Genomic DNA, 17,489 nt, shown 5'->3' with positions numbered 1-17,489 from the left:
CTCGATCACGTCGTGGCCGATGTTGACGATCAGGTCGGCGGCTTCGACGGCACGGTGCACGAAGTCACCCGACGACAGCGCGGCGTTGCCCAGGAAGCGTGGATGACGCTCGTCGACCACACCTTTACCCATCTGGGTGGTGATGAACGGGATGCCGGTCTTGTCGATCAGTTGCTTGAGGACCTTGGCGGTCATCTTGCGGTTGGCGCCGGCGCCGATCACCAGGATCGGGTTGCGGGCGTTCAGCAGCTTTTGCACGGCAGCGTCGATCGCCACGTGCTCGGCCAGCGGACGGCGGTGCAGGCTTGGCGGGATCGGCAGTGCGTCGGTCTGCTCGGCGGCGATGTCTTCCGGCAGCTCCAGGTGCACGGCACCCGGCTTTTCTTCTTCAGCCAGACGGAAGGCTTCGCGCATGCGCGAAGGGATGTTGTCGGCGGAGGCGAACTGGTGGGTGTACTTGGTGATGGGGTCCATCATGCCGCACACGTCGATGATCTGGAAACGGCCTTGCTTGGACTTCTTGATCGGCTTCTGGCCGGTGATCATCATCATCGGCATGCCGCCCAGGTAGGCGTAGGCGCTGGCGGTGACCAGGTTGGTGGCGCCAGGGCCGAGGGTCGACAGGCTGACGCCGGTCTTGCCGGTCAGGCGACCATAGGTGGCAGCCATGAAACCTGCGGACTGCTCGTGACGGGTAAGTACCAGCTTGATCTTCGACTTGCGCAGGGATTCGAGCAGGTCGAGGTTTTCCTCACCAGGAATGCCGAATACATACTCGACACCTTCGTTTTCCAGGCATTGCACAACGACATCGGCGGCCTTGGCCATTTGGGGTACTACCTCAAAATCTTTGTGGGATTGCAGATTTATTAAGCTGCGTGACTGAGATGTTGCAGGATGTCTCAGTGGCGCGCATCGTAGGCCCTCTGGTTAATAATAATAAATATATTGTTATGATGCTTGGCATCACAGTTTGTTATGAACGGTAAACCCCCTCAATGAACCTCAAGGCATTGCGCTGCTGCGTCGAGATCGTGCGCCAAGGCAGCTTCACCAAAGCCGCGCAGCACCTGCATATTGCCCAGCCGGCACTGAGCATGGCTGTTACCCGCCTGGAAGAAGAACTGGGCGTCACCCTGTTCAACCGCACCACGCGCAAAGTCATCCTGACAGCCGAGGGCGAACGCTTCCTGCCACGTATCGAATCGGCCCTGCGCGAAATGGATGTGGCCCGGCAAGAACTGCGCGACATGGCCGACCTGAAGCGCGGCGAAGTGCGCCTGGGTATCCCGCCGATGTTCGGCCTGCACTATGTGCCCGGCTTGATGAACGCCTTCCGCCAACTGTACCCGGGCATTGCCATGACCGTGTTCGAAGGCAGTGCCGAGGACATCGGCCATCGCCTGGAACAACGGGAAATCGACCTGGCGTTGCTGGAGTCCAGGCGCGTGCCGCCCGACAAGGAATCGATCCTGCTGGGCAGCGACGAGATGCTGGCGTGCATGCACCCTGACCATCCCTATGCCGGCAAGGCCTTCCTCACGGCCGAGGACCTGCGCAATACCGACATGGTGGTATTCGACCGCACCTTCGTGCAGCGCCACCTGCTGGATGCGTTCTTCGCCGAACATGGCATCACTTACCAGGTAGCACTGCAGAGCAACTTCGTATCGCTGGTGGTACAGGCCGCGCTGGACAACATGGGCGTGGCGACCCTGCTGCGCTCGGTGCAACAACGCACGCCGGGCATCGTCGGCGTACCGTTCCAGCCAGCGCAGCAGATGAGCTTCCGCTTGTGCTGGCGCTCGGGGGAATACCTGTCGCTGGCCAGCAAGCGCTTCATCGATTTTGCCGCGCAGACCCATTACCTGGAGCGTTGATTCCACCCTGCTCCGCTGCCACAGTCATCACGCAGATCTGCTGTGGGAGCGGGCGTGCCCGCGAACACCGGCACATCCGGTGCCATCCACCGCGCTGGATTCTTCGCGGGCATGCCCGCTCCCACAGGTGCTGCTCATGCCGCAGGTCCAGGAAGCTGGCCAGCTTCCTCGACGTCACCGTCACGGATTGACTATGATCCCGCCTTGAACGTTTCAGCATGTTTCAACAAGGATCCAGATGTCAGTTCAGGAATTACCCCCTCTCCCTAGCAAAACTACCGTCGCGAAGATGGAAGCCGCCATGGCGCTGGGCAGCTTTGCCATTGGCACCGGCGAGTTCGCGATCATGGGCCTGATGCCCGATATCGCCAGCAACCTGCAATTGAGCGAGCCCCAGGTGGGCCATGCCATCAGCGCCTATGCGCTGGGGGTGATGGTCGGCGCCCCGACACTGGCGATCATCGGTGCCCGGCTGTTGCGCAAGCACATGCTGCTGTTGTTGATGGCGCTGTATGCCCTTGGCAACCTGGCTACCGCCTTCGCCCCCTCGTTCGGCGGCTTGGTCGCCTTCCGCTTCATCAGCGGCCTGCCCCATGGCGCCTACTTCGGCATCGCGGCGGTGGTGGCGTCGAGCATGGTGGCCAAGGACCAGCGGGCGGGGGCCGTGGCCCGGGTGATGATGGGCCTGACCCTGGCCATGTTGCTCGGCAACCCGGTTGCCACCTTGCTGGGCCAGTACTTCGGCTGGCGCTCGGCGTTCGTGCTGGTCGGCGCGATCGCCCTGTGCACCATCACCCTGGTCTGGCGCTTCGTGCCCCAGCGCCACGATGAAGTGCGCAGCGACCCGCGCAAGGAATTGCAAGCCTTCACCCTGCCGCAAGTGTGGATGGCGCTGGGCATCGCCTCGATCGGCTTTGCCGGCATGTTCTGTGTGTTCAGCTACCTGGCGCCGACCATGTTGCAGGTGACCCAGGTGTCGCCGCAGTGGATTCCGTTCGGCCTGGCGGCGTTCGGCGTCGGTGGCATTGTCGGCAACATCGCCGGTGGCAAGCTGTTCGACCGCCTGCAGTTCCGCGCCGTCGGGCTGGTGCTGGTGTGGTCGATTGCCGTGCTGCTGTTCTTCAGCTTTGCCGCGCAGGCGCTGTGGAGCCTGCTGCTGGGCATTGGCCTGGTCGGCACCATGATTGCCCTGGCGGCGCCGTTGCAGATCCGCCTGATGGACATTGCCCATGAAGCGCCAAGCCTGGCGGCGGCGTCGAACCATGCGGCGTTCAACCTGGCCAATGCGCTGGGGCCGTGGCTGGGTGGCATGGCGATTACCGCAGGCATGGGCTGGACCAGCACCGGGTACATCGGCGCGGCTACGGCGCTGGTCGGGCTGGGGATCTACCTGGTGGCACGGCGGATGAAGGGTGGGCACTAAGGTTGAGGCCTGACAGATAGCGTGAACGGGGCTGCCATGCAGCCCATCGCCGGCAAGCCAGCTCCCACAGAGACCGCACAATACCTGAAATTTGTGCGGTCCCTGTGGGAGCTGGCTTGCCGGCGATGGGCCGCAAAGCGGCCCCCGAATCAACCATCAACGCGGCAGGCTGACCCTGGCCACCTCGGCAAAATAACGGGCCCCGGTTGCCAGGATCGCATCGTTGAAATCATACGAAGCGTTGTGCAACGGCGTAGCCCCCGCCTCGCCCTCGGCACCATTGCCGATGAACACGAAGTTGCCCGGCACCTGCTGCAGGAACGCACCGAAGTCCTCGGAAATCATCATCGGCATCACTTCGGCATTCACCGCCTGCACCCCCACCACATTGCGCGCCGCCGCCACGGCAATTTCCGTGTTCGCCGCCCAGTTCACCGTCGGCGCAAACTCGTGGCTGTACTCGAACCGGCAGGTTGCACCGTGCAGGTGGCAGATACCCTCGCTGATCTCGCGCATGCGCTTTTCCAGCAGGCGTTGCACCTCAGGGCTGTAGCTGCGGGTATCACCCTTGATCGTGACATGGGTCGGTATCGCATTGCGGATGCCATCAGTGATGAACTCGGTGCAGGAAACCACTGCCGACAGGCTCGGGTCGACATTGCGCGCGACAATGGTCTGCAAGGCCAGCACGATCTCGGCGCCGATCACCATCGGGTCGATACCCATGTGCGGCCGGGCGGCATGGGTGCCCTTGCCCTGGATGTGAATGACGAAGTTGTCCTCGCTGGCCATGATCCCACCGGGCCGCGTGGCGATATGGCCAGCCGGCATGCCCGGCATATTGTGCGCGCCATACAGGGCATCGACCGGGAAGCGCTCGAACAACCCATCGGCCATCATCGCCTTGGCCCCCCGCCCATGCTCCTCGGCCGGCTGGAACACGAAGCGCACGGTACCGTTGAAGTTACGCTCGCGGCACAGCAGGTCGGCGGCACCCAGCACCATCGCCATGTGCCCGTCGTGGCCACAGGCGTGCATCTTGCCGTGGTTGCAGGACGCATGCGGCCGTTGATGCGCCTGTTCGGTGATGTTCAGGGCATCCATGTCGGCACGCAGGCCGATCACGCCTGGGCCGTCACCGACAGTGAGGCTGGCAACCAGGCCGGTGCCACCGATGCCACGGTGCACTTCCAGGCCAAGGCTGGCGAGGATGCTGGCGACCTGTTCGGCGGTGTCGAACTCTTCAAAGCCGGTTTCCGGGTGCCGGTGAAACGCGTGCCGCCAATGCTTGAGGCGCAGTTCGAATGCAGGGTCGTTGCTCATGCTTGAAGCTCCTGTTACTGGGCCAACGTCGGGCGTTGACCGGAAGGCTGGGGTTCATCCGCAGGCGCTTGGCCGTGCCAGATGACGCTTTCGCTCAGGTATGGCGTGCGGTAGCCGCTGCCCACACCCAGGCGGTAGAACGCGAAGGCAACTGCGCTCACCACGACCATGTCCAGGCCCTCTGGCAGCAGGCCGATACCGCCGAACGCCTCGCTGCCCAGCCACGACACCAGGGCAATCGCCGGGAGATAGCCGATCAGCCAGGCAGCGGCGCGCAGCTCGCGAGCGAACCCCGCCCAGCCGGCTTTGGCCTGGTAGTAGAAATAGATAGGCAAGGCGCCGATCACCAGGAGGATCACCTGGCCGGTCAGCGGCCAACGGGCCCAGTACAGCACCAGTGAGGCACAGATGAAGGCGAATGGCGCAATGATGCCCATGCCCTTCAGGCGCAGCGGGCGGTGGATTTCCGGCGCGGTAGCGCGCAGCGACATCAGGCTGATCGGCCCGGTCAGGAACGAAATCACCACGGCCACCGAGATCACCGCCGCCAGTACGCCCCAGCCACGGAAGAAGAACAGGAAGATGAAACTCACCGCCAGGTTCAGCCACATTGCCTGGCGCGGCACGCCATACAGCGGGTGCAGGTTGCCGAAGATTTTCGGCAGGGTGTTGTTCTTCTCCATCGCATAGATCATGCGCGCAGTGGTGGCGGTGTAGATGGAGCCGGTACCCGAAGGGCTGACGAAGGCATCCAGGTACAGCAGCATGGCCAACCAGTTCAGGTTCAGCGCCAGTGCCAGTTGCGCCAGGGGCGAATCGAAGTTCAGGTTGTGCCAGCCCGCAGCGATGCTCGCCGGGCTCAAGGCCCCGATGAAGGCCACCTGCAACATCACGTAGACCACCAGCGCGATAAGCACCGAGCCGACCAGGGCGAACGGGATGCTGCGCCCGGGGTTGCGCGCCTCGCCGGCCAGGCTGACCGGGCTCTGGAAGCCGTTGTAGCTGAACACGATGCCGCTGGCGGCCACTGCCGTGAACACTGCAGACCAGCCATACGGCGCAAAGCTGGCAACCGAGCCGTCGCCGAAGTTCTGTGTATTGAACTGGGTCGAGATCAGCGCGACGGCGGTCAGCGCAGGCACCACCAGCTTGAACACGGTGATTGCGGTGTTGGTCTTGACGAACAGCTTCACGCCCCAGTAGTTCAGACCGAAGTACACCAGCACCAGGCCCGCACTGGCCAGCAGCCCGCCATGGGTCAACTCACCGTGGTGCACCAGCGCCTGGGCCCACGGGAATGGCCAGGAGGCCATGTACTGGATCGAGGCGATCGCTTCGATGGGGATCACCGACACGATGGAGATCCAGTTGGCCCAGGCCGCCAGGAAGCCCACCAGCGAGCCGTGGGAATAGCGCGCATAACGCACCATGCCGCCGGACTCAGGAAACATCGCGCCCATTTCCGCATAGGTCAGGGCAATCGCCAGCACCACCACCGCACCGATGACCCAGGCCAGGATCGCCGCCGGCCCGGCGATGGCCGATGCATGCCAGGCGCCGAACAGCCAGCCTGAACCGATGATGGAGCCAAGGCCGGTCAGCATCAGCGACCAGGGGCTGATGTCACGTTTGAGTTTGTTCATGGAATCTCCGCTTGTTTTTCTTGTGTGGAGCTGACGGAGGGCCGGTAATACCCGGCCCTCAGGGGTGGATCAGGTGCATACCCAGGCTTGCTGACGGGCCAGTACCGAGCTGGCTGTCTCGCCCAGCAGGTCGGCATATACGCCGGGGGCGGTGGCACCTTCGGTACTGATGAAGAGGATGCGGGCGTTGCCGTCGATACCCAGGTCGGCAGCTGCGCCAGCATCCGTTACCAGGCGGGCAAGCCCGGCCAGGCCGGCGACGCCGGACTCACCGGCCACCAGCGGAATGTCGCGAGCGCTGCCAGCCGCCAGACGGCGCATGGCGGCGACAGCTTGGTCATCGCTGATGGTCATGAAGTAATCGACGCTCGGCTCCAGGAAGCGCCAGGCCAGCGGCGATGTCTCGCCGCACGCCAGGCCTGCCATTACCGAGTCCACCGAGCCGGTCGCCCTGGCCGGCTTGCCGAGCAAGGCGCTCTGGTACAGGCAGTCCGCCTGCTCCGGTTCGACCATGACCAACAGCGGGCGCTGTGCGCCGTAGTGCTCCCACAGGTAGCTGACGATACCGGCCGCCAGGCCGCCCACCCCGCCCTGCAGGAACACGTGGGTGAACGGCGGTTGCCCGGCAGTGGCTTCGATGATTTCCGCAGCGATGGTGCCGTAGCCCTGCATCACGTCACGCGGGATCACTTCGTAGCCTTCATAGGAGGTATCGGAAACCACGGTCCAGCCATTGCTGGTCGCCAGCTCCGCAGCATGCTCGACCGACTCGTCGTAATTGCCGGCAATGCGCACGATCTGTGCGCCATAGGCCGCAATCGCCTGTTCGCGCTCGATGCTGACGTTGGCATGCAGCACGATCACGCAGCGGCAGCCGATGCTTTGCGCGGCGGCCGCCAGGCCCTTGCCATGGTTGCCATCGGTGGCGCTGACCACGGTGAACTGCGCCAGCAGGTCGGCGAACTGGCCTTCCAGCAAACCACGCGGGTCGAACTGCTGCGCGGGGAAGGTACGCCGGATCAGCCGGACCAGGGCAATCGGCGCGCCCAGGGCCTTGAAACTGCCCAGCTCCGAGCGCACCGATTCGTCCTTCACCGACACCTGGGCAACACCCAGTTCGGCGGCCAGGTCAGGTAGGGTGTACAGCGGCGTAGCGCCAGCGTTCAAGCGCGCCCAGCCGGCCAGCCACTGGCGGCTTTCTTCAGCCCTGGCAATGCTCATCACCTCTTGCAACGCTTGCGGGTAAGGCCGGCGGCCAGCCTTGGGGTTGGAAACAAACATGCGGTACTCCTTTCTGCAGGCAACAGGAAGCCCATGCCGCTGAAACCAGGTTTCAGCGGGCGGGGCATTACAGTGGGGATCAGGGGTGGGTCAGGCGACGGCTGACCACATCCAGCAGCACCTGGGCGCCCTGGATCAGTTGTGCGTCGTCGGTATGCTCGCGCGAGTTGTGGCTGATGCCGCCCTGGCTGGGCACGAAGATCATCGCGGCGGGGGCGATGCGGGCGATCATTTGCGCGTCGTGGCCAGCGCCAGAGGTCATGCGCCGATGGCTGAAGCCGAAACGCTGCGCCGAGGCTTCTATGGCATCGGCCAGGCCTGCGTCGAAGATCACCGGTTCGAAACGCACCAGCCGCTCGGTGGTGATGGTGACCCCTTCGCGCTCGGCAAGCGCCTCCAGGTATTGGCTCAGGCGGTTTTCGGCGTAAGCCAGGCAAGTTTCGTCGGGGTCGCGCAGGTCGACGGTGAAGGTGGCCTTGCGCGGGATGACGTTGATCACGTTCGGCGCGAACTGCATGCAGCCCACCGTGGCCAGGGTCGTGCCGGAATCCACGGCCATGGCGCGCAACTCGGCAACGATGGCACTGGCGACGAAGCCTGCATCATGGCGCAGGTGGGTCGGCGTGGTGCCGGCATGGTTGGCATGCCCTTTCACCTCTACTTGCTGCCAGGAAATGCCCTGCAGGTTCTCGACCACGCCAATCAGGGTGTTTTCGGCTTCGAGGATCGGCCCCTGCTCGATATGCAGTTCGAGATATTCATGCGGCACGATGGCGCCAGGCTCCAGCGTGCCGGCATAGCCGATGCGCGCCAGTTCATCGCCAAGCCGCGTACCGTCGGTGCCAAGGGTGTCCAGCGCCTGCTGCAAGGGCAGGCCGCCGGCATATACCAGTGAGCCCATCATGTCGGGCTGGTAGCGCACACCCTCTTCATTGGTGAATGCGCCGACCGTGATCGAACGCTCAGGCAAGCGCCCGGCATCACGGTAGGCCCGAATCACCGCCAACCCGGCCAGCACGCCATAGCAGCCATCCAGGGCTCCGGCGTTGGTGACAGTATCGATGTGCGAACCCATCATCAGTGGGCGTTGCTCACCGCTGTCGGCGGCAGCGCGCAAAGTACCGAAAATGTTGCCGATGCGGTCGACCTGCACGTCGAGGTCAAGTTCGCGCATCCAGCCGACCAGCAGATCGCGCCCGGCCTTTTCGGCATCGCTCAGGGCGATCCGGGTGCGCCCGCCGTGGGTGGCGTCAGCGCCTACCTGGCCGAGTGCACGGATCTGCTGCAGCAGCAAAGCGCCGTTCAGTTGCAGTGGGGTACTCGCATTCATCAACCGTTTCTCCCTGGGTGCAAAGCCTTGGCTCTACACCGCCGTTTTTGTTCATGGGAGAATTCTATTCGCTCGCCATGTACGAAAACCTTGATTTTTGGCCTTCGCGCGCACTTTTATTACGCATTCCCGGCGTTTACCGCTGTTTACCTACAGAGGCCCCTTCATGCCCCTCGATCACTTCGACCTGGCCCTGCTCGATGCCGTGCAGCGCGACGCTGGTACTTCACAGCTGGACCTCGGTGCGCAGGTCAACCTGTCCTCGGCAGCGGTCAATCGGCGATTGAAGAAGCTGGCGGCCGACGGCGTGATCCGTGGCACGGTGGCACAGGTGAACCCGGAGCAGCTTGGGTACACGCTGACGGTGATAACCGAGGTTGAAGTGGAGAACGAGCGGCTGGACCTGCTGGACGAGATGAAACGCACCTTCCTCGCCTGCCCGCAGGTGCAGCAGTGCTACTACGTGGCCGGGGAGTGCGATTTCGTGCTGATCATGCTGGTGCGGCACATGGAGCAGTACACCCAGCTGACCCGTGAGCTGTTCTTCGAGAACAACAACGTCAAGCGCTTCAAGACACTGGTGTCGATGAGCAATGTGAAGACGGGCATGTTCGTGCCGACCCTCACGCCTTGAAGCCTTGTTGCAATCCCCTGTAGGAGCGGCCTTGTGTCGCGAAAGGGCTGCGTAGCAGCCCCAGCTATTGTTGCGCTGAAGCCGAGATCGCCGGGGCCGCTTTGCGGCCCTTTCGCGACACAAGGCCGCTCCTACAGGGGATCGTGCACTCTTCAAGGCTTACTATTAATTGTCATGTTTGTAATATCACAGCAATCGGCAACTGTGCATCATGAAATAAGTTGCCAAGGTGCGTGCCAGTGCATTTATCAAAATAACAATTACCAGGCGGGTCGACTTGTTCTTCCTGCCCCACAACCGTGTCTAAATAAAATGACAATTCGAACAGGCGCCTTCCAACAAAAAGGTTATCGAAGAATCATTCCGTCGATGACCGCCTTGCTGCAATTCGAAGCCGTGGCCCGGCTCAACAGTTTTACCCAGGCAGCCATTGAGCTGGGCGTGACCCAGGCGGCGGTCAGCAAGCAGATCAAGGCCCTCGAGGAAAACCTCGGGGCGCTGCTGTTCCATCGCTCGCACCGCAGCATTCACCTGACCGAAGGCGGCGAAATCCTCTTTGCCAGCATCTCCGAATCACTGCAGCGGGTGGCCAGCGCGTTCGACCAGATCACCCACATCAGCCACCATCAGGAAATCGTGCTGGGCTCCACCGCACCCTTCTCGCAACTGCGCATCATGCCCCGCCTGAACGCCCTGGCCGACGCCCTGCCGCAGGTGCAGCTGCGCCTGGCCACGCAGATGTTCACCGGCGATCTGCGCAAGCGCGACTACGACCTGGACGTACGCTACGGCAACGGCCAGTGGGACGACGGCGAAGCCATCCTGTTGTTCGAGGAAGAAATTTTCCCGGTCTGCGCCCCTGCCTGGCTGGCCCGCAACAACCTGCCCGTCACCCTGGAGGAACTGGCCGGGGCCGGGCTGCTGGATGCCGACTCCACCTCCGAGGGCTGGGTCGACTGGCCTGGATGGTTCCGCGAACTGGGCCTGGCCCCGGCAGCGCCCCGCTACAACCTGCGCTGCAGCCTGTACACCGATGCCATCAACGCGGCATTGGCCGGCTACGGCATTGCCTTGGGCTGGGGGCGGCTGGTGGAGCACCTGGTGAGTACCGGGGCCCTGGTGCGGTTGGAGCCTTTCACCGTACGCACCCGCGAATCCTATTACATCGTCGTACCGCACGGTCGGCCGGCATCGGTGTACACCCGTGCGATTGCCCATTGGCTGCAAAGCCCGGCGCCTACGCACGACAACCCGTTCCTGCATAACCTCAGGTGATGGGAAATGGAAAATTAAGCGCATTGACGCTATTCGAGGGCACTTCAATAATTCGCCGCACATGGCTTTATCAATTAAAAATAAAAGTGCCTGAGGACAACAATGAGCAGCCCAATCAATAAAACCCATCGCGAACTTGTCGATGCGCGCCAACCGGGCTTCGGCATGCCTGGCGAGTTATACAGCCGCCAGGATATCTTCGACACCGATATGGATATCTTCTTCCACAAACACTGGATACAAGTAGCCGTTACTGCCGATGTCGACGAGCCCGGCGATGTGTTTACCGTGGATATCGGCAAGGCTTCGGTGCTGATCCTGCGCGACGATGACGAACAGATCCGCGCCTACCGCAATGTCTGCCGCCACCGTGGCGCACGCCTGAAAGAGCCTGGCAAGTCCACCGTCGGCATGCTGGTGTGCCCCTACCACCAGTGGACCTACGACCTCGACGGCAGCCTCAGGCACGCCAGCCACATGGGCAAGGCATTCGACCCCAAGTGCCGCAGCCTGATCCCGGTGCACTGCAAGGTCATCGGCAGCCATGTGCTGGTGTGCCTGAGCGACACCCCACCGGACGACATCAGCGACCTCGAAGAAGTCATGGGGCCACGCTTCGCCCCCTTCGAGCTGACCAATACCCGCATCGCCTACGAACTCGACTACATCGAGAACGGCAACTGGAAGCTGGTGATGGAAAACAACCGCGAGTGCTACCACTGCGCTGGCACCCACCCGGAACTGATCGTCTCGTACCAGTCCGAGGACCTCGGCGTCAGCCTGGAGGAGATGAGCGACGAAGCGCGTGCCTCCTATGATGCCTATCAGGTGCGCAAGGCCGGCATCGAAGCCGACTGGGCCAGCGCCGGCCTGCTGTACGAGACCGTCGAACACCTGCAGGACAGCTCGCCCACCCAGTTCCGCACCCAGCGCATGATCATTGCCGGCAGCGGCGAGTCGCAAACCCTCGACACCAAGGTGGCCTGCAGCAAGCTGCTGGGCAACCTCACCCGCCGCGACCTCGGCGACACCCACCTGTGGGGCAACAACGCCTGGGCTCACGTGATGAGTGACCACGCCATGATCAGCTGGATCATCCCGCTGTCGCCGGAGCGCACCCTGGTGCGCACCAAATGGCTGGTGCACCGCGACGCTATCGAAGGTGTCGACTACGACCTGCAACGCCTGACCGAAGTGTGGGTGGCCACCACCCAGCAGGATGCCGCGCTGGTTGCCATCACCCACAGCGGTACCCAGGACCCCGCCTTCGAGCCGGGCCCCTACTCCACCTTCACCGAGCCGTACGTCGACCAGTTCGCCCGCTGGTACGCCTCGCGTCTCGCCGCACACGGGGTTTGAAGGCCATGACCGCACTGCACAGCATCGCCGGCCTGCGCGCCGACCAGCGTTTTACCGACAGCGACCACTGGGCCGCCCACGGGGCGCAGTGGGCCAGTGGCGAAAGCCGACGCATCGAATGCCTCAGCGTGGTGGACGAAACCCACGACGTGAAGACCTTCACCTTCCACAGCCCGGACTACCACGCCCTGGCCTACGAACCCGGGCAGTTCCTGACCGTGTCGCCGGTGATCGGCGGGGCCAGCGTGTCGCGCTGCTATACCCTGTCTTCCACGCCAACCCGGCCGTTCACCTTTGCCATCACGGTCAAGCGGGTGCCGGGCGGTACGGTGTCCAACTGGCTGCACGACAACCTGCGCCCGGGCCAGGCCCTGGCTGCCTCGGGCCCGGCCGGGGTGTTCACCCCGGTGGCCGGCCCGGCGCGCAAGTTGCTGTACCTGTCGGCCGGCTCCGGGGTCACCCCGCTCATGGCCATGACCCGCGCCGCCGCCGACCTGCACGCGGAGCTGGACATTGTCTTCGTGCACAGCGCCCGCACGCCGAAGGACATCATCTTCCGCGAGGAACTGGCGCAGCTGGAGCGTCGCATGCCACAGCTGCGCACCCTGTTCTTCTGCGAAAACCAGGGTGACGAGGCCGACTGGAACGGCCCGCTCGGGCGCCTGTCGCTGGAAGCGCTGCAACGCGAAATCCCTGATTTCAAGGACCGCGCCGTGTTCACCTGCGGGCCCAAGGGCTACATGGACGCCACCAAGGCGCTGCTGGCCGGTGCCGGTTTCGACCTGGCCCGCTACCACCAGGAAAGCTTCGACATCAACGCCGAAGCCGAACCTGAACCCGCTCCGGTTGCCCCGGGCCAGGCCCTGGATACCTTCACGGTGCACCTGGCCCGCTCGGGCAAGACCTTCACCATGCGCGCCGACCAGACCGTGCTGGCGGCTGCCAAGCTGGCAGGCGCCGTGGTGCCTTCGTCCTGCAGCCAAGGGGTTTGTGGTACCTGCAAGACGGCGCTGCTGGAAGGCAGCGTCGACATGAAGCACAACGGCGGCATCCGCCAGCGCGAAATCGACAAGGGCCTGCGGCTGCTGTGCTGCAGCCGCCCCACCTCGGACCTGGTGGTCGACCTCTGACCGACACCAAGGGCGCTTGAGCTTCAGGCGCCCTTTTTTCATCTGCAGTCCCTTCAACCCGCAACGCCGCCAGGCGGGTGCGTTCGCACCTGCCTGCCAGAATAAAAAGGATATAGCCGATGCGTGCAAAAGAAGGCCTGTTCAAGGGCCTGAATCCTGTTGTGACCGTTGGGTCGCTTTCCATTGTCGTGGCCTTCGTGGTGCTCTGCGCCTCCTATGGCGACCAGGCCGCCGGGGTATTCAAGGCCGCCTCCGACGCCATCCTCGACCACCTGAAATGGTTTTACCTGGCGCTGGTCAGCGGCATCCTCGGGGTGCTGGTGTTCATCGCCTTCAGCCGATTTGGCACCTTGAAGCTCGGGCGTGCCGACGAAAAACCGGAATTCAGCTTCGCCGCCTGGATCGCCATGCTGTTCAGCGCCGGCATGGGTGTTGGGCTGATCTTCTGGTCGGTGGCCGAGCCGGTGCTGCACTATGCCAGCAACCCGTTCACCCCGGGGCTCACCGACCAGGCCGCATCCATGGCCATGCGCATCACCCTGCTGCACTGGGGCCTGCACCCGTGGGCAATCTTCACCGTGATCGGCCTGGGCCTGGCCTACTTCGCCTACCGTGAAGGGCTGCCGCTGGCGTTGCGCTCGATCCTCTACCCGCTGATCGGCAACCGCATCTACGGGCCGATCGGGCATGCCGTGGACATCATCGGCGGCGCGGTCACCGCCTTTGGCGTCTCGCAGTCGCTGGGGCTGGGGGTGGAGCAGATCAACATGGGCATGCACCAGGTGTTCGGCACCCCGGTCACCCTGTCGTTCAAGCTGAGCATCATCGCCATCGTCACCGTGATTGCCTCGATCTCGCTGGTGGCCGGCGTGTCGCGCGGCATGAAGCGCCTTTCGACGCTGAACATGTGGATTTCCCTGGGGCTGATGCTGGTGGTGCTGGCACTGGGCCCGACCAACTACCTGATGAACCTGCTGTTCGAATCGGCTGGTGACTACGCGCAGAACATCATCGGCATGAGCTTCTGGACCGACGCCCAGGCCGACAGCGCCTGGCAAAAGAGCTGGACTGCCTTCTACTGGCCGTGGTGGATGACCTGGGGCCCGTTCGTGGGGCTGTTCATTGCACGCATCTCCCGTGGCCGCACCATCCGCGAACTGGTGTTCGGCGCCCTGCTGGTCCCGACGCTGGTGACGATCCTGTGGATGGCGGTGTTTGGCGGTACAGCACTGAAGGATGAGCAGCAGGCGCGCCAGGCCTACCAGCAGTTGCCGGTCGCCGAGCAGGCAGCCGCCGGCCCGTTCCAGGGTGGCCCGATACTGGAGGCCACGCGCAAGGAGACCACCACAGCCATGTTCACCCTGCTCGACCGCCTTGACGGCCCGACCTTGGGTGCAGTGCTGAGCGTGATCATCTGCCTGTTGCTCGCCGTGCATTTTGTTACGGCCGCCGATGCGGGAACGCAGGTGCTGTGCATGCTCAACTCGCTGGGCAGCATCAACCCGCCGCACTGGATACGGGTGCTGTGGTGCGTGCTGGAGGGGGCGATCGCCGCCAGCCTGGTGATTGCCGGCGGGTTGCTGGCGATCCAGATGGCCAGCATCGTGGTCGGGTTGCCGATTGCGCTCTACATGTTGCTGACCGGGTATAGCCTGATGCGCAGCCTGTTTGCCAGCGAGCAGGTCATTGCCCGCGAAGTGCCGGCGAATCTGGCGGCGGAGCCAGCCCGCGCGACCGGTGAAGTGGCGTAGATAGCCGGGGCCGCCTTGCGGCCCTTTCGCGACACAAGGCCGCTCCTACAGGCCATGTACATTCCCGAGCCTGCGCTGTACCTGTAGGAGCGGCCTTGCGTCGCGAAAGGGCTGCAACGCAGCCCCAAGGGCTCAGCCAGGGTTTGCCTGCGGCAGCTCGATGCGCACCCGCAACCCGCCACTCGCGGCGGCCAAAGCGGTGATGCTGCCGCCATGCAACGCAACGGCCCGCTGGGCAATCGCCAGGCCCAGGCCAAAGCCGTCACCGTTACTGTCGGTACCGCGGTCGAATGGCTCGAAGATGCGCTGCAGGCGCGCCGGCTCGACACCCGGGCCATGGTCGCTGACGCTGACCTGCAACCATTGCCCGCCCGGCGCCAGCGCGGCCTCGACCAACACCTCGGTACCTGCTGCGGTGTAGCGCACGGCATTACGGATGATGTTCTCGAACGCCCGGTACAGCAGTTCTTCATGCCCATGAGTGATAAACGTGCCCTGGGCCTGCAAGCAAACCTGGCACTGCTTCATGCCGGCCTCGAAGCGGGCGTCTTCGACGATCTGCGCCAGCAGTTCGACCACATCGAGGGTGGCGAAGTCGTCACCCTGCCGGGACTGGGCGCGAGCAAGGGTCAGCAGTTGCTCGATCAGATCGTCCATGCGCCGCGACTCGCGCTCCACCCGTTCAAGCATGTCGAGTCGGTCCGGTTGCTGGCGCATCAGGCCGATGGCGGCATGCATGCGGGTCAAAGGCGAGCGCAGTTCGTGGGAAATATCGTGCAGCAGATTCTGCTGCGCCTGCACCAACGCCTTGAGCTGACCGGCCATGCGGTCGCAGTCTTCGGCCAGTTCGACGATTTCGTCACGGCGTTTGCCCAACCTGGGTTTGACCCGCACCTCGAAACGACCCTGGGCGACCTGGCCCATGGCTTCGCGCAGCCAGGCCAGCGGGCGGGTCAGGTACAGGCTGCACAGGAAGGCGAACAGCGCGCTCATCAGCGTGCCGGTAAACAGCGGGCCCATGCTGCGCGGGCGTGGTGGCTCGCCAATGGTCGTGGCCACCGAAGCGCGCAGCACCAGCGGGCGGCCGTCGCGGTCGCTCAGCGCCTGCTCGAACCGGGCCAATGGCACCGCCTTGCCGGCCAGCAACCGGCCCTGGCTATCGTAAAGGCCCACCTGCACATCCGGCGGCTGCGGCGAGACCTCGAGCAACTGTCGGCCAGCCTGCTCGCCGTAACGTTGCAACAGCTGCAGTTCAGTGGCCAGCAGCGAGCGCAGCGCCGGGGTATCACCACGCAGGTCATTGAGCATGAAGGCGCCCGCGCCCACCAGGAAGGTCAGGGTGTTGGCCAGCCAGAAGGCCAGGAACAATTTCCAGAACAGGCGCCGGCGCATCATTCGACGATCAGCATGTAGCCCATGCCGCGCACGCTCTGGATCCAGCTGCTGCCATCGACGCGCGGCCCGAGCTTTTGCCGGATGCTGCTGATGTGCACGTCGATGCGCCGATCGTAACGGGTCAGCGGCCGGCCCAGGGCATTGAGCGACAGGTCCTGCTTGCTGACCAGCTGGCCGGCCTGGCGGGCCAACGCTTCGAGCAGGCTGAACTCGGAGCCGGTCAGCTCTAGGATGGCAGCGCCCCAGTGCGCCTCGCGTCGACCGGGCCACATCTTCAGGGCACCGCTGCGCACCTGTTCGGGCACCATGCCTTCGCCCATCAGTTGCGGCTGAACACGGCGCAGGATCGCCCGCAGGCGCGCCACCAGTTCGCCGGGAGAGCTGGGCTTGGGCACATAGTCATCGGCACCCAGCTCCAGGCCGGCGATGCGGTCGATGTTGTCGCCACGGGCAGTCAGCAACAGCACCGGTACCTGGCTGCGCGCGCGCACACGCCGCAGCACTTCGATGCCCGAAATGCCCGGCAGCATCACGTCCAGCACCACCACCTGATAGTTGCCGGTCAATGCCTGGGCTTCGCCTTCCTCGCCAGTGCCGACGGCGGTGGCCTGGAACCCTTCGCGGGCCAGGTACAAAGAGAGCATTTCGGTGAGTTCGCGGTCGTCGTCGACCAGCAGCACAGGGATCATCAGGGCCAGGAATCGTGATTGCAGGGGTTGCAATGATCGCCCCGGCGGCCGGCACTGTCACCGCCGGCCGGTCGGACTTTACACATCTTTACCCTCTGCTAACCGCGCCGAACACAGCCCGCCCGTATCCTCATCGCCCGCTGCATGCGGGTTGCCCGCGCTTGCTCCCTCCGAATCCGCTTGTCTGGAACCCTCGATGAACTACCCGCGCCTGTTGCTCTCCGTCCTGCTGCTGAACGCCACGCTGGCCCAGGCCTCCCCCTTCAGGATCGCCGACATCCGCGTCAACGGCCTGCAGCGGGTTTCCGCCGGCAGTGTCTTCGGTGCCTTGCCGCTGAACGTCGGCGACCAGGCCGATGACCGCCGACTGGTGGAG

At 64.0% G+C, this 17,489-nt stretch carries 14 protein-coding genes and 1 pseudogene; 8 read left to right on the top strand and 7 right to left on the bottom strand.

Annotation, left to right across the window (positions count from 1 at the left end):
- Positions 1-828, bottom strand: an 828-nt coding sequence (locus CAG34_RS26870) for a thiamine pyrophosphate-binding protein (RefSeq protein ID WP_256573582.1), incomplete at its 3' end; no start/stop codon positions are given.
- 170 nt (positions 829-998) lie between these two features.
- On the opposite strand from CAG34_RS26870, the gene CAG34_RS26865 reads away from it, so the two are divergent.
- Together CAG34_RS26865 and CAG34_RS26860 are read left to right on the top strand one after the other, a co-directional pair.
- The gene (locus CAG34_RS26865; protein WP_025339213.1) at positions 999-1,880 is read left to right on the top strand and encodes a LysR family transcriptional regulator; all 882 of its coding nucleotides are present in this window, start codon (positions 999-1,001) and stop codon (positions 1,878-1,880) included.
- A 238-nt stretch (positions 1,881-2,118) separates the two neighbouring features.
- The gene (locus CAG34_RS26860) at positions 2,119-3,303 is read left to right on the top strand and encodes an MFS transporter (protein ID WP_085593410.1); all 1,185 of its coding nucleotides are present in this window, start codon (positions 2,119-2,121) and stop codon (positions 3,301-3,303) included.
- Positions 3,304-3,459: 156 nt separating this feature from the next.
- On the opposite strand, the gene CAG34_RS26855 is transcribed toward CAG34_RS26860, so the two are convergent.
- The 4 genes from CAG34_RS26855 to CAG34_RS26840 form a co-directional block, all read right to left on the bottom strand.
- Positions 3,460-4,626: a M20 aminoacylase family protein gene (locus CAG34_RS26855; protein ID WP_085593408.1), complete on the bottom strand. Its 1,167-nt coding sequence runs from the start codon at positions 4,624-4,626 to the stop codon at positions 3,460-3,462.
- 14 nt (positions 4,627-4,640) lie between these two features.
- Positions 4,641-6,269, bottom strand: a complete 1,629-nt coding sequence (locus CAG34_RS26850; RefSeq protein WP_085593406.1) for an APC family permease — start codon at positions 6,267-6,269, stop codon at positions 4,641-4,643.
- 69 nt (positions 6,270-6,338) lie between these two features.
- Positions 6,339-7,550, bottom strand: coding sequence for a diaminopropionate ammonia-lyase (locus CAG34_RS26845; protein WP_085593404.1), 1,212 nt, complete (start codon positions 7,548-7,550; stop codon positions 6,339-6,341).
- Positions 7,551-7,629: 79 nt separating this feature from the next.
- Positions 7,630-8,880, bottom strand: coding sequence for a Zn-dependent hydrolase (locus CAG34_RS26840; RefSeq protein ID WP_085593402.1), 1,251 nt, complete (start codon positions 8,878-8,880; stop codon positions 7,630-7,632).
- A gap of 166 nt (positions 8,881-9,046) precedes the next feature.
- On the opposite strand from CAG34_RS26840, the gene CAG34_RS26835 reads away from it, so the two are divergent.
- From CAG34_RS26835 to CAG34_RS26815, 5 genes are all read left to right on the top strand, one after another.
- Positions 9,047-9,514 carry an Lrp/AsnC family transcriptional regulator gene (locus CAG34_RS26835; RefSeq protein WP_025339219.1) on the top strand — a complete coding sequence of 156 codons (468 nt, stop codon included), beginning with the start codon at positions 9,047-9,049 and terminating at the stop codon, positions 9,512-9,514.
- A 369-nt stretch (positions 9,515-9,883) separates the two neighbouring features.
- Positions 9,884-10,789 carry a LysR substrate-binding domain-containing protein gene (locus CAG34_RS26830; protein WP_249352838.1) on the top strand — a complete coding sequence of 302 codons (906 nt, stop codon included), beginning with the start codon at positions 9,884-9,886 and terminating at the stop codon, positions 10,787-10,789.
- 102 nt (positions 10,790-10,891) lie between these two features.
- Positions 10,892-12,148, top strand: a complete 1,257-nt coding sequence (locus CAG34_RS26825; protein ID WP_085593398.1) for an SRPBCC family protein — start codon at positions 10,892-10,894, stop codon at positions 12,146-12,148.
- A 5-nt stretch (positions 12,149-12,153) separates the two neighbouring features.
- Positions 12,154-13,278, top strand: a complete 1,125-nt coding sequence (locus CAG34_RS26820) for a hybrid-cluster NAD(P)-dependent oxidoreductase (protein WP_025339222.1) — start codon at positions 12,154-12,156, stop codon at positions 13,276-13,278.
- 119 nt (positions 13,279-13,397) lie between these two features.
- A complete protein-coding gene (locus CAG34_RS26815) occupies positions 13,398-15,029 on the top strand; it encodes a BCCT family transporter (RefSeq protein WP_085593396.1) in 1,632 nt (543 codons plus the stop codon).
- A gap of 132 nt (positions 15,030-15,161) precedes the next feature.
- On the opposite strand, the gene CAG34_RS26810 is transcribed toward CAG34_RS26815, so the two are convergent.
- Positions 15,162-16,424 (bottom strand): ATP-binding protein, encoded by a 1,263-nt coding sequence (locus CAG34_RS26810; protein WP_085593394.1) that lies wholly within the window; start codon positions 16,422-16,424, stop codon positions 15,162-15,164.
- The gene (locus CAG34_RS26805; RefSeq protein WP_085593392.1) at positions 16,421-17,113 is read right to left on the bottom strand and encodes a response regulator transcription factor; all 693 of its coding nucleotides are present in this window, start codon (positions 17,111-17,113) and stop codon (positions 16,421-16,423) included. The genes CAG34_RS26810 and CAG34_RS26805 overlap by 4 nt, the downstream gene beginning before the upstream one ends.
- Before the next feature lie 196 nt (positions 17,114-17,309).
- Between CAG34_RS26805 and CAG34_RS26800 the strand changes: the two are divergent.
- Positions 17,310-17,489, top strand: a pseudogene (locus CAG34_RS26800) (outer membrane assembly protein); the annotation flags it as partial.

It is taken from the genome of Pseudomonas sp. B14(2017), from assembly GCF_002113255.1.
Taxonomy (GTDB): Bacteria; Pseudomonadota; Gammaproteobacteria; order Pseudomonadales; family Pseudomonadaceae; genus Aquipseudomonas; species Aquipseudomonas putida_Z.
The sequence above is the reverse complement of the archived record's forward strand: the minus strand, read 5'-3'. Positions and strand labels throughout refer to the sequence as shown.

Bases quoted from the DNA above. Each gene is read 5' to 3' on its own strand.
- CAG34_RS26825 (WP_085593398.1), top strand. From the start codon at position 10,892: ATGAGCAGCCCAATCAATAAAACCCATCGCGAACTTGTCGATGCGCGC.
- CAG34_RS26810 (WP_085593394.1), bottom strand. From the start codon at position 16,424: ATGATGCGCCGGCGCCTGTTCTGGAAATTGTTCCTGGCCTTCTGGCTG.
- CAG34_RS26835 (WP_025339219.1), top strand. From the start codon at position 9,047: ATGCCCCTCGATCACTTCGACCTGGCCCTGCTCGATGCCGTGCAGCGC.
- CAG34_RS26845 (WP_085593404.1), bottom strand. From the start codon at position 7,550: ATGTTTGTTTCCAACCCCAAGGCTGGCCGCCGGCCTTACCCGCAAGCG.
- CAG34_RS26820 (WP_025339222.1), top strand. From the start codon at position 12,154: ATGACCGCACTGCACAGCATCGCCGGCCTGCGCGCCGACCAGCGTTTT.
- CAG34_RS26865 (WP_025339213.1), top strand. From the start codon at position 999: ATGAACCTCAAGGCATTGCGCTGCTGCGTCGAGATCGTGCGCCAAGGC.
- CAG34_RS26830 (WP_249352838.1), top strand. From the start codon at position 9,884: ATGACCGCCTTGCTGCAATTCGAAGCCGTGGCCCGGCTCAACAGTTTT.
- CAG34_RS26850 (WP_085593406.1), bottom strand. From the start codon at position 6,269: ATGAACAAACTCAAACGTGACATCAGCCCCTGGTCGCTGATGCTGACC.
- CAG34_RS26840 (WP_085593402.1), bottom strand. From the start codon at position 8,880: ATGAATGCGAGTACCCCACTGCAACTGAACGGCGCTTTGCTGCTGCAG.
- CAG34_RS26815 (WP_085593396.1), top strand. From the start codon at position 13,398: ATGCGTGCAAAAGAAGGCCTGTTCAAGGGCCTGAATCCTGTTGTGACC.
- CAG34_RS26855 (WP_085593408.1), bottom strand. From the start codon at position 4,626: ATGAGCAACGACCCTGCATTCGAACTGCGCCTCAAGCATTGGCGGCAC.
- CAG34_RS26860 (WP_085593410.1), top strand. From the start codon at position 2,119: ATGTCAGTTCAGGAATTACCCCCTCTCCCTAGCAAAACTACCGTCGCG.
- CAG34_RS26805 (WP_085593392.1), bottom strand. From the start codon at position 17,113: ATGATCCCTGTGCTGCTGGTCGACGACGACCGCGAACTCACCGAAATG.